General features: G+C 70.4%; 9 protein-coding genes and 1 pseudogene. 3 read left to right on the plus strand and 7 right to left on the minus strand.

Translation table 11 applies throughout. The features are described 5' to 3' along the window. The first annotated feature begins 61 nt into the window (after positions 1 to 61). Both ABT304_RS15375 and ABT304_RS15380 read left to right on the plus strand, forming a co-directional pair. Positions 62 to 868: a TIGR03936 family radical SAM-associated protein gene (locus ABT304_RS15375; protein ID WP_350716316.1), complete on the plus strand. Its 807-nt coding sequence runs from the start codon at positions 62 to 64 to the stop codon at positions 866 to 868. Between the two features lie 24 nt (positions 869 to 892). After that, positions 893 to 2,089 carry a winged helix DNA-binding domain-containing protein gene (locus ABT304_RS15380; protein ID WP_350716318.1) on the plus strand — a complete coding sequence of 399 codons (1,197 nt, stop codon included), beginning with the start codon at positions 893 to 895 and terminating at the stop codon, positions 2,087 to 2,089. Between the two features lie 26 nt (positions 2,090 to 2,115). Here the strand turns inward: ABT304_RS15380 and ABT304_RS15385 are convergent, their stop codons facing one another. Beyond that, on the minus strand, positions 2,116 to 2,841 hold the full coding sequence (locus ABT304_RS15385; protein ID WP_350716319.1) for an ABC transporter permease: 726 nt from the start codon (positions 2,839 to 2,841) through the stop codon (positions 2,116 to 2,118). After that, entirely contained in the window at positions 2,838 to 3,734 is an 897-nt protein-coding gene (locus ABT304_RS15390) for an ABC transporter ATP-binding protein (protein ID WP_350716321.1), read from the minus strand. The genes ABT304_RS15385 and ABT304_RS15390 overlap by 4 nt, the downstream gene beginning before the upstream one ends. A 479-nt stretch (positions 3,735 to 4,213) precedes the next feature. On the opposite strand from ABT304_RS15390, the pseudogene ABT304_RS15395 reads away from it, so the two are divergent. Then, positions 4,214 to 6,737 (plus strand): annotated as a pseudogene (locus ABT304_RS15395) (Rne/Rng family ribonuclease); the annotation flags it as partial. 1,108 nt (positions 6,738 to 7,845) lie between these two features. Here the strand turns inward: ABT304_RS15395 and ABT304_RS15400 are convergent. The 5 genes from ABT304_RS15400 to ABT304_RS15420 form a co-directional block, all read right to left on the minus strand. Continuing rightward, the gene (locus ABT304_RS15400; RefSeq protein ID WP_350716324.1) at positions 7,846 to 8,748 is read right to left on the minus strand and encodes a type IV toxin-antitoxin system AbiEi family antitoxin; all 903 of its coding nucleotides are present in this window, start codon (positions 8,746 to 8,748) and stop codon (positions 7,846 to 7,848) included. 124 nt (positions 8,749 to 8,872) lie between these two features. Further along, on the minus strand, positions 8,873 to 10,348 hold the full coding sequence (locus tag ABT304_RS15405; RefSeq protein ID WP_350716326.1) for a mannitol dehydrogenase family protein: 1,476 nt from the start codon (positions 10,346 to 10,348) through the stop codon (positions 8,873 to 8,875). Beyond that, a complete protein-coding gene (locus ABT304_RS15410; RefSeq protein WP_160024640.1) occupies positions 10,345 to 11,181 on the minus strand; it encodes a carbohydrate ABC transporter permease in 837 nt (278 codons plus the stop codon). Before ABT304_RS15410 ends, ABT304_RS15405 begins: the two co-directional genes overlap by 4 nt. Further along, positions 11,178 to 12,137 carry a carbohydrate ABC transporter permease gene (locus ABT304_RS15415; RefSeq protein ID WP_350716328.1) on the minus strand — a complete coding sequence of 320 codons (960 nt, stop codon included), beginning with the start codon at positions 12,135 to 12,137 and terminating at the stop codon, positions 11,178 to 11,180. The genes ABT304_RS15410 and ABT304_RS15415 overlap by 4 nt, the downstream gene beginning before the upstream one ends. Next, positions 12,137 to 13,456: an ABC transporter substrate-binding protein gene (locus ABT304_RS15420; protein ID WP_350716330.1), complete on the minus strand. Its 1,320-nt coding sequence runs from the start codon at positions 13,454 to 13,456 to the stop codon at positions 12,137 to 12,139. Before ABT304_RS15420 ends, ABT304_RS15415 begins: the two co-directional genes overlap by 1 nt. Positions 13,457 to 13,577: the final 121 nt, after the last annotated feature.

Consider the following 13,577-nt stretch of genomic DNA (forward strand, 5'->3'; position numbering starts at 1 on the left):
ACCGTTCGCTTTCCATTCGCCGGATGGGTGATCGCGCCCCCGGACCGACATAATCGACCTCGTGCGTCAACAGCCCGAACAGCAGGCCCCGCCGGTCCAGCGCCTCCGCATCCGCTACGCCAAGCGCGGCCGGCTCCGGTTCACCAGCCACCGCGACTTCAGCCGCGCCTTCGAGCGCGCGGTGGCGCGGGCCCGGATCCCGGTGGCCTACTCCTCGGGCTTCAACCCGCACCCGCGGATCTCCTACGCCGGCGCCGCCCCGACGGGAGCGGCGAGCGAGGCCGAGTACGTCGAGCTGGGACTGCGCGAGACGGTCGACCCGGCCGCGACCAAGGCTGCTCTGGACGAGGTCATGCCCGACGGGCTCGACCTGATCGACGTCGTGGACACCGCCACCTCGCCCAAGGGTGCGCTGGCCGACCTGCTCACCGGCAGCGAGTGGATCATCGACCTGCCGACGGCACCGGAGGACGCCGCTGCGGCCGTCGAGGCGTTCCTCGGAGCCGACGAGGTCATCGTCTCCCGGATGACCAAGAAGGGCCTGCGCGAGTTCGATGCCCGGGGAGCGGTCGTACGCCTCAGCTCGGCGCCCCGCGAGACGACCGAAGCGAGGTCGAGCGGCGAGCTTGCTCGTCCGCTCGCGCCGAGCGAGGGAGTAACCGCGCGAAGCGCGGCGCGTGGCTCCCGGCTGGAGCTCCTGCTCAAGCACGGCACCCCGACCGTACGTCCCGACGACGTCGTCACTGGCCTGGAGCGCGTAGGCGGTCTGAAGGTCGGCCCCGAGCACGGTGGGCTGCCGCTGCTGACCCGGCTCAGCCAGGGAGTCTTCGACGAGGCTTCCGGCACGATCGGCGACCCGCTCCACTAACGTGCCTGGGGTGAGGCTCTGCCGATGAGAATGGTCACCGACCGTGAGCGCCGGGCGAGGCTGGCCCGCCGGCACGGACTCGCCCCCGCCCACAGGCACCCCGACGTCGCGGCCGCGACGCAGGCGATGACCGCCTGGCACGCGACCGAGGCCGCGACCGTCCACCTCGCCCTGCACGCGCGGGTCCACGACCTCGGCGTCGCGGACGTCGATCGGGCGCTCTACGAGGAGCGGTCGCTGGTCAAGCAGCTGGCGATGCGGCGTACGCTCTTCGCCTTCCCGCGCGACCTGCTGCCGGCCGCGCTGGGGAGCGCCTCGGCCCGGGTGGCCGCCCAGGAGGAGAAGAACCTTCACAAGTGGCTGACCGCCGGCGGGATTCACGAGGACCAGGACGGCTGGATCGAGAAGGCGTACGCGGCGACGCTGGCCGCGCTGGCCGACGGAGAGCCACGGACCACGACGCAGCTGCGCGAGCTGGTCCCGGAGCTCGACGCCCGCTTCCGGATGGGCTCGCCCTGCAAGAAGTGGGGCGGTGAGTTCGCGATCGGCCGCTGGGTGATCGGCACCCTCGCCGCGCAGGGCCGGCTGATGCGGGCGACCAACCTCGGCCACTGGCGGCTCAACAAGCCTGCCTGGACGCTGACCGAGTCGTGGCTCGACGAGGTGCCGGCCCCGCTCGCCTCTGCCGAGGGCTACGCCGAGCTCGTCCGCCGCTGGCTGTGGACCTTCGGTCCGGGCACCGAGGCCGACGTGGTCTGGTGGCTCGGGTCCACGAAGACGGCCGTACGGGCCGCGCTCGCCGCCGTCGGCGCCGCGGAGGTCGGGCTCGAGGGCGGTGGCACGGGATGGGTCCTTCCCGACGACCCGATCGCCACCTCTCCGGAGCCCGAGACCGAGCCGTGGGCCGCGCTGCTGCCCACGCTCGATCCCACCGTCATGGGGTGGAAGGAGCGCGGGTTCTATCTGGACGCCGAGGACGTGGCGTACCTCTTCGACTCCAACGGCAACGCCGGCAACACCGCCTGGTGGGACGGCCGGATCGTCGGCTGCTGGGTTCAGGACGCGGACGCGACGGTGCGGGTGATCCTCCGCCACGACATCGGCGCCGCGGGCCGGGCGGCGCTGGAGGCCGAGGCGGAGCGGTTGACCGCCTGGCTGGACGGTGTGGTGATCACCAACGTGTACGCCTCGCGGCAGATGAAGGACGCGCGGCTCCCCTAAGGACGACCGCTTCGCAAAGGAGAGCGTCAGACGTCGCGGCGGCGCAGCACCCAGGCGGAGCCAGCGACCAGCCCGACCGCCCAGATCAGGAGTACGCCGCCGAAGAGCCAGTCACCCTCGACGAGCGCGTACCCGGCCGGTGCCGGGGTGTAGTCGATCGCGGTCTCCAGCCAGGACCAGCCGAACCGCTGGGCGAGCAGCCCGAGCAGCTCCGGCATCAGCAGCAGAAGGAAGAGCACGAAGGAGAGCGCGCCGGCTGTGCGGCGGAACAGGCCGCCGAAACCGAGGCCGACGGTCGCGAGCAGTGCCAGGAACACGCCGAGCCGCAGGACGAGTGCGACGTCGTCGCCGGTGAGGTCGCCGAGCTCCCCGAGCCGGATCGCCGCGGCCAGCAGCCCGAGCCCCGCCACGGCCACCCCGGCCACCAGCACGCTCGCCGCCACGACCAGCGCCTTGGCGCTCAGCACCCGGGTCCGCGACGGCGTACACGCGAAGGTGACGGTGATCGAGCGCGACGCGAACTCCGCGGTGATCGCGAGGATGCCGAAGGCGGCGGCGAGGAACTGGACGAAGTACTGCGTCGACCCGATCACCGACGCCGTGGAGGCGACGGCCGACGGGTCGCCGTCGTCGGCCTGGAGCAGCGAGGTCAGCAGCATGATCGCGGTGGCGCCGCCGAGGAACCAGAGCGAGGAGCGTACGGTCCGGATCTTGAGCCACTCCGAGCTCACCACCCGGGCGAGGGCGCTCATGCGGCACCTCCGGCGGAGTACTCGACGGCATCCGCGGTCAGCTTCACGTAGGACTCCTCGAGGGTCGGTTCGACGGGTTCGAGCAGGTGCAGGAGCACCCCGGCGCGATGGGCGAGCGTGCCGACCTCCGCGGTGGACAGCACCGCGACGGTCAGCTCGTTCTCGCCGTTCCAGGTGACCTCCTGACCGGCCAGCAGCTCGGCGAGCGGGCCGAGCTCGGGGCCGCGTACGCGGGTGCCGCTGGGGGAGAGGAACTCGCCCATCGGTGCGTCGGCGACCAGGCGCCCGCGGCCCAGGACGACGAGCCGGTCGGCGGTCTGCTCCATCTCGCTCATCAGATGGGACGAGACGAAGACGGTGCGGCCCTCGGCGGCGAGGCCGCGCAGCAGCGTACGGATCCAGCGCACGCCGTCGGGATCGAGGCCGTTGACCGGCTCGTCGAGCATCAGCACCTTGGGATCGCCGAGGAGCGCGCCGGCGATGCCGAGGCGCTGGCTCATGCCCAGGGAGTACGTCCCGGCACGGCGGCGGCCGGCAGCGGTCATGCCGGTCAGCTCCAGGACCTCGTCGACGCGGCGGTCCGCGATGCCCTGGCTGCGAGCCATCGCGCGCAGGTGGTCCCGTCCCGAACGGCCCGGGTGGACCGCCTTGGCGTCCAGGAGCGCGCCGATGGTGTGCGCGGGACGGTCGAGGTCGGCGTACGCCTTGCCGTCGACGGTCGCGGTGCCCGACGTCGCGGCGTCGAGGCCGAGGATGAGACGCATCGTGGTCGACTTCCCGGCGCCGTTGGGGCCCAGGAATCCGGTCACGGAGCCGGGCTCGAGATCGAGGGTGAGGTCGTCCACGGCGGTCTTGTCGCCGTACCTCTTGGTGAGGTTGCGCAGCTGGATCACGGGCCGAGCCTAGGCGCGCGGCCCGGCGCGCGAATCAGCCCGAGGGATGATCTGGCAGGTCCGTCCAGGGGCGTACGTCGTCCCGGATATCGATCTGTTGACAGGGTGTATGCGATACTCCGAGACGACTGCTCAAACAATCGGGCCCGCCCGAGGAATGGACAGTCCGACGACGCCTCGCCGGCGTGGGTCCTCCGGGGCCGCACTCCGGCACACAGGAGGTAGGGCGTCACCAGACCGCGACGCAGGCCTAGCAGGTCAGTGAGAGCGACTCGCCCGGGAAGGTCCCGGACGGCCGAGCGACCGCGGCAGGTGACGAACCGCTGCCTGTGACGCACCGCTGCGGAGGATGCCGCCGCCCTGACAAGCTTTGCGCCGCGACGCGGCTGCTACGTGGAAAAAGTTAGATACTGCGCAGCGCCCGTTTCCCGGCACCTGACTATCCGGCACCTGTGAAGGTCCTGGATGAGGAGAACGGCATGGCCGACGAGACCACTGTCGAGAACACCGAGAACGACGCTGAAACAGCGCAGGCTCCGGTGACCGACACCCCCACGACCGACGCGGAAGCGACCGGCGAGACCACCCCCGCGAAGAAGACCGCGGCGAAGAAGACCACGCGCAAGCGCACGACCAAGAAGGCCGCCGCGGCCCCGGCTGAGGCTGCCGAGGCGCCCGCCGAGGCCGCCGAGGCCGCCGAGGCCCCCGCCAAGAAGACGGCGGCGAAGAAGACGACCCGGAAGCGTACGACCAAGAAGGCTGCCGCTCCGGCTCCGGTCGAGGTCGAGACCACCGAGGCCACCGCCGCGCCGGAGGCCGAGACCTCCGAGACCCCCGAGACCGTCGAGGCTCCGGCCAAGAAGACGGCGGCGAAGAAGACCGCCGCCAAGCGGACCACCGCGAAGAAGACGGCCGCCAAGAAGGCCGCCGCGCCCGTCGTCGAGCCCGTAGCGCCCGTCGAGACCCCCGCCGAGGAGGTCGCCGACGAGACTCTCGAGGAGACCGAGGCCGAGCAGGCCGGTCCGCCGGCCCCCGCGGTGCTGTTCCAGGCGCCGACCAAGACGACCACCCGCCGGCGTACGCGCAAGGCGGCCGAGCCGAAGCCCGTCGAGGAGCCGGTCGTCGCCGCTGTCGAGACGCCCGCCGAGGTGGAGCCGCAGGCCGCCGAGCCCGCCGCCGAGCCCGCCGCTGAGGTGGCGAAGGAGGAGGCCCCGACCCGGACCCGCAAGCGCGGTTCGCGCAACGCGGCGCCGGTCGAGGAGAAGGCCGCCGACGAGGAGCCCGAGGCGACCGACACCGAGCCCGAGACCGAGTCCGAGACCGGCAACGAGTCCGACGAGAGCTCGGCCGACGACGGTGAGGGTGGCGGCAACGGTCGTCGTCGCCGCCGCCGTGGCGGCCGCCGCCGTCGCAAGGGTGCCAACGGCGACGCCGACGGCTCCGACGCGTCCGACACCGAGGACAGGTCCGAGGACACCGACGAGAGCGACGACGCCGGCAAGGACTCCGACGCCGAGCAGGGCGAGGGCAGCACCTCCTCGCGCCGTCGCCGTCGTCGCCGCCGGGCCGGCGAGGCCTCGGGCGACGCCGCCGCCGGGGACGACCCGGAGAACACCGTCACCAAGGTTCGCCAGAGCCGCACCGGTGACGACCAGATCACCGCGCTGGCGGGCTCGACCCGCCTGGAGGCCAAGAAGCAGCGCCGCCGCGAGGGCCGCGAGGCCGGGCGCCGTCGCGCCCCGATCGTGAGCGAGGCCGAGTTCCTGGCCCGCCGCGAGTCGGTCGAGCGGGTCATGGTGATCCGCGAGCGGGAGGACCTCACCCAGATCGCGGTGCTCGAGGACAAGGTGCTCGTGGAGCACTACGTCGCCCGCGAGAGCCAGACCAGCCTGATCGGCAACGTCTACCTCGGCCGCGTCCAGAACGTGCTGCCCTCCATGGAGGCCGCGTTCATCGACATCGGCAAGGGCCGCAACGCGGTGCTCTACGCCGGTGAGGTCAACTGGGCCTCGCTCGGCTGGAAGGAGGGCCAGCCCCGCAAGATCGAGTCGGTGCTGACCTCCGGCCAGAAGGTGCTCGTCCAGGTGACGAAGGACCCGATCGGCCACAAGGGCGCCCGCCTGACCTCGCAGATCTCGCTGGCCGGCCGCTTCCTGGTCTACGTGCCCGACGGCACGACCTCCGGCATCTCCCGCAAGCTGCCCGACACCGAGCGCAACCGCCTCAAGACCCTCCTGAAGGAGATCGTCCCCGACACGGCCGGCGTGATCGTACGCACCGCTGCCGAGGGCGCCGCCGAGGACGAGCTCACGCGTGACGTCGAGCGGCTCAAGGCGCGCTGGGAGGACATCGAGAAGAAGGCCAACGGCAACGCCCCGCAGCTTCTCTACGGCGAGCCCGACCTGACCCTCAAGGTCGTGCGCGACCTGTTCACCGAGGACTTCGCCAAGCTGGTCATCTCCGGCGACTCGTCGTGGGAGACCGTCAAGGACTACGTCCAGTCGGTGGCCCCCGACCTCGAGGAGCGGGTGGAGAAGTACGACGGTGAGGCCGACGCCTTCGCCGCGTACCGCATCGACGAGCAGATCGCGAAGGGCCTGGACCGCAAGGTCTGGCTGCCCTCCGGTGGTTCGCTGATCATCGACCGCACCGAGGCGATGACCGTCGTCGACGTCAACACCGGCAAGTTCACCGGCTCCGGGGGCAACCTGGAGGAGACGGTTACCAAGAACAACCTCGAGGCGGCCGAGGAGATCGTGCGCCAGCTCCGGCTGCGCGACATCGGCGGCATCATCGTCGTCGACTTCATCGACATGGTCCTCGAGTCCAACCGTGACCTGGTGCTCCGTCGCCTGGTCGAGTGCCTGGGCCGCGACCGGACCCGTCACCAGGTCGCCGAGGTCACCTCGCTGGGCCTGGTGCAGATGACCCGTAAGCGGATCGGCACCGGCCTGCTCGAGGCCTTCTCTGAGAACTGCGACGCCTGTGGCGGCCGTGGCCTCGTGATCCACGAGCACCCGGTCGAGGCCGGCAAGTCCTCCGGTGTGGCCCCCGACGAGCCGCGTTCGCGCCGTCGTGGCGGTCGCGGTGGCCGCGGCAAGGGCAAGGACGAGATCGGCACCGAGCACCGCGCCGAGCCCGTCGAGGAGTCCGCCAAGACCCCCACGCCCGCCGAGTTCGCCGCCATGGCCGGACAGAGCGACAGCGTGGAGAAGACCGACGAGCCGGCTGCCCAGGTCGTCGAGTCCGTCGAGACCCCCGCCGAGCCCGCCCAGGGTCCCAAGGTCACGACCCGCACGCGTTCGCGTCGGTCCAAGGCGTCTGCCCCGGTCGCCGAGCCGGTCGAGACCCCCGCCGAGTCCCCGGTCACGGAGCCCGTCGAGGCCGCGGCCGAGCCGGCGACGGTCGAGGCTCCCAAGGTCACGACCCGCACCCGTTCGCGCCGGTCCAAGGCATCGACCCCGGTGACCGAGCCGGTCGAGACGCCCGCCGAGTCCCCGGCCGCCGAGACTCCGGTCGCCGAGACTCCCGCCGAGCCGACGACCCCGGCCGAGCCGGAGGCCCCGAAGGTCACCACGCGTACGCGCACCCGCCGTGCCGCCACCACCGGCCGTCCGGTCCTGGCCGCCGTCGTCGGCAGCTCGACCGCGTCGAAGCCGGAGCCGGCGCCGTCCGAGCCGGTTGCGACTGAGCCGGTCGCCGAGGAGAAGCCCGCTCCCGTGGCCCCGGCCGTCGAGCCCGAGGCGTCCGAGCCCGAGTCGAAGCCGGAGCCGATCGTGGCCGAGCCGGTTGCGGCCGAGCCGGTCGACTCCAAGCCCAAGGTGGTCACCCGGCAGCGCCGCGGCGCCCGCCGCGAGGTCGTGAGCACCGGCGAGGGCGCGGTGATGACCGCGACCAAGTCCGAGGCGCCGATCGTCAGCAACGGCACCGCCTCGACCCCCGCGCCGAAGGTCGTGACCCGCACCCGCGGCGGCGCGAGCCGAAACACCGCGCAGTCCGAGACGTCCGAGTGACCGCCCGAAGGGCAGACGACAGCTGACGTACGCTCAGGAGCCCCGGCGACCGCACCAGCGGGAGCCGGGGCTTCGGCGTTCCCGCTGCGCCCTCCTCGTCAACGCGGGACGGCCCGACGACCACCGAGGCGTTCGACGACTCGCTCGACCTGGCGACGTATGTAGTCCGGACGCTGCATCACGTCCTCCCAGACGAAGCGGAGGACGGTCCAGCCCCGCGCGACCAGATCGGTGTAGCGGCGGATGTCGCGCCGGAACGGCTCCTCGCCGGAGTGGTAGGCCCACGACTCGCACTCGATGAGAAGCCGCAGGCGAGCATCGACGAGGTCTCCGTACTGCTCTGCCCCGGCCTCGCTGAAGCCCAGATCACCCTGGGGCGTGACCGAGAGCCCGGCGATCGGGAGCACGATCGCCCTCGTCACCGATTCGAAGGCATTTGCTGCCCGCCGATCGGCGACGGCGATGACATCCAACGCGCGCTGCCGCCCGGTGCGAGGCAAGGACTCGGCCGCGGCGACCAGGTCGTCGCGGGTCAGGCCGGTGACCAAGCCGTCTCGCAGCGCCGAGTCCGCGACGCACAGCGCCTGGTCGAACGGGAGCTGCCGGGCGCAGTCCACGACGGTCCGGGCACGGGAGGTGATCGCGCCCGGACCGATGGCGTCGCCGGGAAGATCGCGGCGACGTACGACCACACCTGATCGCGCCTTGCGCGAGCTGTTGCGCGGCACGGTCACCTCGATCTCGGTCGGCTCGTGCTTCAGCGACCAGCCCCACACACGTGCGGCGCTGAGCCCGGAGACGACCCCGCCGAGCGCGAGTGCCGCCGACTTGTCGTCGGGGAGCCCGGGAAGTGCCACCCGGGCGCCGGTGAGCACGACGAGCTTCCCGGCAACCAGGGCCGCGTCCAACTCGTCGCGCAGTCCCAGGTCGAGCAACTCCTTGCGGGTGGTGGCTCCGCCACGTACGCGGAGGACATCCGTCAGTTCGGGAGCGGCGCACACAGTTCACCTCAGCGGTCGACGTCTGGGCAGGTCAGCCGCCCGAGTGAGGTCCAACCTGGTGCATCGAGGCACACGGTTCAACCTCATATCCCTGCCGACCCGCCCGGACCGTACGAACTGTGTGTCAGTCCTCCCAGATCTCGAGGGTCTTCCGTGCCCCGACAGCGTGCAGGGACGCCAGCGCCTCGGCGTACGGCTCGGTGAACTCAGGGGAGTCGACGAGGTCGCCGAAGAGATCGGGGTCGCGGAGGAAGGCGAGCGGGTCCTCGCGCTGCGCGATCGCGCGGGCCGTCACATCGGCCCGGCGCCGATCGACGATGTCGATCGGCGCGCCCTGCTCGTCGACGCCCTCGGCGTACCGGGCCCAGGAGGCGACGACGAGCGCCGAGCGACGAACCGAGCCGCCACGACTCAGCTGAGCGGTGATGACCGGCACGAGCCACTTGGGGATCCGGTCGGAACTCTCCGCGCACAGCCGCGCCAGGGTGTCGCGGATGTAGGGGTTGGCGAAGCGGGAGATCAGCTCCTGCTGGTAGCCCGGCAGGTCTACCCCCGGCACCTCCGGCAGGGTCGGGGTGCCCTCCTGCGCCATGTAGCCGAGCAGGAAGTCGACGAACAGCGGGTCCGTGCAGACCTCGTGGGCGTAGCGGTAGCCGGAGAGATAGCCGAGGTAGCACAGGGCCTGGTGGCTGGCGTTGAGGAGCCGCAGCTTCATCAGCTCGTACGGCTCCACATCGGGCACCATCTCGACCCCTGCCTGCTCGAACGGCGGCCGTCCCTGCGGGAAGTGGTCCTCGAGCACCCACTGGGAGAACGGCTCGCTGACCACCGGCCAGGCGTCCCCGATCCCGAACCGCCAACCGACCTCTTCGACGTCGGCGTCGGTCGTGGCCGGGGTGATCCGGTCCACCATCGAGCTCGGGAAGGCCACCTCGGACCCGATCCAGTCACCCAGTGCCGGGTCGCGCAGGGAAGCGAACGCGGACAGCATCCCGCGCGCGACCTCACCGTTTCCGGCGATGTTGTCGCACGACATCACCGTGAACGGCGCGATCCCCTTGGCCCGACGGCGCGCCAGCGCCTCCACGACGTACCCGAACGCCGTCGACGGCACGGCCCCGGGCTCCAGGTCCGCCTGGATGGCGGGGTCGGAGGCGTCGAAGCCGCCGGTCGCCTGGTTGACGTGATAGCCGCCCTCGGTGATGGTCAGCGACACGATCCGGATCCGCGGGTCGGTGAGCAGCTCCAGGACGTCCGCGGGGGAGTCGGGGGCGAAGAGGTAGTCGATGATCGAGCCGATCACCCGACCCCGCACGCCCCCGTCCGGCGCCCGCTCGACGAGCGTGTAGAGATGGTCCTGCGCGGCGAGAGCATCCCGCATGCGTACGTCCTGGGGCATCAGCCCCACCCCGACGATGCCCCAGTCGCGGACGCCCGAGGCGAGCAGGTCGTCGACGTAACGCGCCTGGTGGGCGCGGTGGAAGCCACCGACCCCGAGATGCACGATCCCGGGGGTGACGGCGGAGCGGTCGTAGGCGGGGACGGCGACGGCCGCAGACAGCTCGCCGAGCCGAGCCGACGTGAGTCGAGCGTGAGTCATTTGACCGCCCCGAGGGAGAGCCCCTGCACCAGCTTGTCCTGAGCTGCGAACCCGGCGATGAGCACGGGCAGCGAGATCAGCGTCGCCCCGGCGGCCAGCTCGGCGAGGTAGGCGTGCTCGGTCTGGATCAGCGTGTTCACGAAGACCGGGCCTGTCTGCGCGGCGACCGACGTCAGCACCTTGGCGTAGAGCTGCTCGTTCCAGGCGAAGATGAAGCAGATCAGCGACGTGGCCGCGACCCCCGGCATCGAGATCGGCGCCACGATCCGGGTCAGGATCCGGAACGTGGAAGCGCCGTCGATCGAGGCGGCCTCGATGATCGCGGGCGGCACCTCGGCCAGGAACGAGCGCATCATCCAGACCGCGATCGGCAGGTTCATCGCGGTGTAGAGCAGGATCAGGATGATCACGTTGTCGGGCATCTTGATGACCTGGGTCGTGAACAGGTAGATCGGCAGGATCCCCGCGACCATCGGCAGCATCTTCGTCGACAGGAAGAAGAACATCGCGTCCGACCACTTCTTCACCGGCTTGATCGCCAGGGCGTACGCCGCCGGGATGGCCAGGGCGAGCACCAGCAGCGTCGAGATCACGCTGGTGATGACGGAGTTGATCAGCGCCGGGGTGATCGGGTTCGCGGAGGTGAACAGGCCGGTGTAGTTGTCCAGGGTCAGTGGGGCACCCCAGCTCGGCGGGTACGTCTGGGCGTCCTGCGGTGCGTGCAGCGAGGTCAGCACCATGTAGAGGATCGGGATCACGAAGATGATGCCGACCAGCCACGCTGCGATCGGGATGACGATCTTCGCCACCCGTTGCCGGTTCCATGCGTTCATCGGCTTGCCTCCTCGTCGGTCAGCAGGGACGACACGACGCGGAGCGCGAAGGTCGCGATGATCAGTGAGCCGATGACCACGACGACGCCCAGCGCGGAGGCGACCCCGTAGTCCTTGGCCGAGTAGAACGTCTCGTAGACGGCGTACGGGATGTTGGTGGAGTTCAGCCCACCGGTCATACCCAGGACCGAGTCGAAGTTCTGGACGATGAAGATCGTGCCGAGCACGATCGAGAGCTCGAGATAGCGGCGTACGTGGGGGAGCGTCATGTGCACGAACGTCTGCCACCCGTTGCAGCCGTCGATGCTCGCCGCCTCCAGCACCTCGGGGTCCTGCGACTGCAGGCCGGCGAGCAGGATCAGCATCATGAACGGTGTCCACTGCCAGATCAGCTCGATCTCGATGGCGAGCTTCGGATGGTCGGTGAGGAACGCGATGTCCTGGGCACCGGGCACCCCGAGCTGACCGAGCACACCGTCGACCAGGCCGAAGCCGGTCATCAGGATGCCGTTGCCCCAGAAGACCGCGGCCGCGATCGGCACGATCAGGAACGGCGCGATCATCATCGTGCGCACCAGACCTCGTCCGATGAACGCGTGGTTGAGCAGCATCGCGATCCCGAGGGCGAGCACGGCGCTGACCCCGACGACGACCACGGTCATCTCGATCGTGTTCAGGACGGCCGTACGATAGGCCGGCGTCGTGAACACGGTCTTGAAGTTGTCGAAGCCGGCGAAGCTGCGCTCCGGGGCATCGGGCTGGGCGCTCCAGTTCATGAACGACATCACCAGCGTCGCCACGAACGGCAGCTGCGTCACCACGATCAGGAAGATCAGCGCGGGCAGCAGCGGCGCGCGCAGCTTCCACGACTCCCGACCCCATTTCCGGTACGCCTCGGGCGGCCGGGTCGCCGTCGGCTCAGTCGTTTCGCGGAGTGGTGCGGTCACGGTGGCCATCACTGCTTCTCCTTCTGGACGTCGCCGTACGCCTGGGCGAGCGACTGACAGCGGTCGAGTGCCGCGTCGGTGGTCTTCGAGCCCGAGATGGCGCTGCTGAGCTGCTTGGCGCACTCGGTGCCGAAGTCGGTGAAGCTCGGAACCCCGACGAACTGGATGCCGTTGTAGGGCCGCTTCTGGACGCCGGGGTTGTCGGCCTGGGCGTTCTTGATCGCGTTCATGGTCGGGGTCGCGAAGGAGCCGGCCACCTCGAGGTACTCGGGATCCTCATAGGTCGAGGCCCGCTTGCCCGCGGGAACGTTGGTCGGCCCGCCGGTGTCGTTCTCGGTGTCGGCCATCACCAGCTGCTCGTAATCCTTGCTGGAGGCCCAGGCGACGAACTTCTTGGCGTCCTCCTGGTGCCGTGACGCCTTCTGGATCGCCCAGGCCCAGGTGTAGAGCCAGCCGGCGTTCTCGGTCTGGTCGTGCGGGGCGGCGACGTAGCCGACCTTGCCCTTGACCGGCGACTCCTCGGCCTCCAGCGACCCGGCACCGGAGGTGGCGTCGTACCACATCGCGACCTTGCCCTGCTGCATGGCGTTGAGGCACTGCGGGAAGCTGAAGGTCGCGGCACCGGCCTCGCCGTGCTCGCGGACCAGGTCGACGTAGAAGTTGGCCGCCTTCTTGAAGCCGCCCTTGTTGACCTGGGCGTTCCAGTCCTCGTCGAACCAGGTGCCGCCCATGGTGTTGACCACCGTCGTGATCGAGGCGAGGTTGTCGCCCCAGCCGGCCAGGCCACGCAGGCAGATGCCGCGCATGTCGGCCTCGGCCTCGTCGATCTGGGCGGCGAAGCCGGCGACCTGCTCCCAGGTCGGGTTCGGCGGCATCTCGATGCCGTGCTTCTCGAACAGGTCCTTGCGGTACATCAGGAACGAGGACTCGCCGTAGAACGGCTGGCCGTAGACCTTGCCGTTGGCCGAGAGTGCTTCGGTCATCGGCGGCAGGATGTCGTCCTGGTCGAACTCGGGGTCGTTCGCGATGCTCTCCATGTCCGAGATCCAGCCGGCCTCGGCGTAGTAGGGGATCTCGAAGTTGGACAGCGTCGCCACGTCATAGATCCCGGACTGGTTGGCGAACTCGGTGCTCGCCGTGTCGCGCATGTCCTGCTCGACCTTGACCACGAAGTTCACCTCGATCCCGGTCTCCTTCGTGAAGTGCTCCGCGGTGAGCTCCTGGAGCTCGAGCATCTGGGGGTTGTTGACCATCAGCACCGTGATGCTGTGCTCGCCCGCGCTCGTCCCGCCGGCGCCCAGGCCGCCGGTGCCGCATGCCGTCAACAAAACCGTGCACAGTGATAGCGCTGTCAGCGCTGCGGAGGTCCGTCTCCGTACCCGCATCGATCTGCCTCCTCGCAGTGTGACTGTCGTCACGGACCACGATGGCGTAATTCTCGCCGGACCC

It is taken from the genome of Nocardioides sp. NPDC000445, assembly GCF_040300245.1.
Taxonomy (GTDB): Bacteria; Actinomycetota; Actinomycetes; order Propionibacteriales; family Nocardioidaceae; genus Nocardioides.

Coding starts and splice junctions, on each gene's coding strand:
- ABT304_RS15380 (WP_350716318.1), top strand. CDS start 893: ATGAGAATGGTCACCGACCGTGAGCGCCGGGCGAGGCTGGCCCGCCGG.
- ABT304_RS15385 (WP_350716319.1), bottom strand. CDS start 2,841: ATGAGCGCCCTCGCCCGGGTGGTGAGCTCGGAGTGGCTCAAGATCCGG.
- ABT304_RS15405 (WP_350716326.1), bottom strand. CDS start 10,348: ATGACTCACGCTCGACTCACGTCGGCTCGGCTCGGCGAGCTGTCTGCG.
- ABT304_RS15410 (WP_160024640.1), bottom strand. CDS start 11,181: ATGAACGCATGGAACCGGCAACGGGTGGCGAAGATCGTCATCCCGATC.
- ABT304_RS15415 (WP_350716328.1), bottom strand. CDS start 12,137: ATGGCCACCGTGACCGCACCACTCCGCGAAACGACTGAGCCGACGGCG.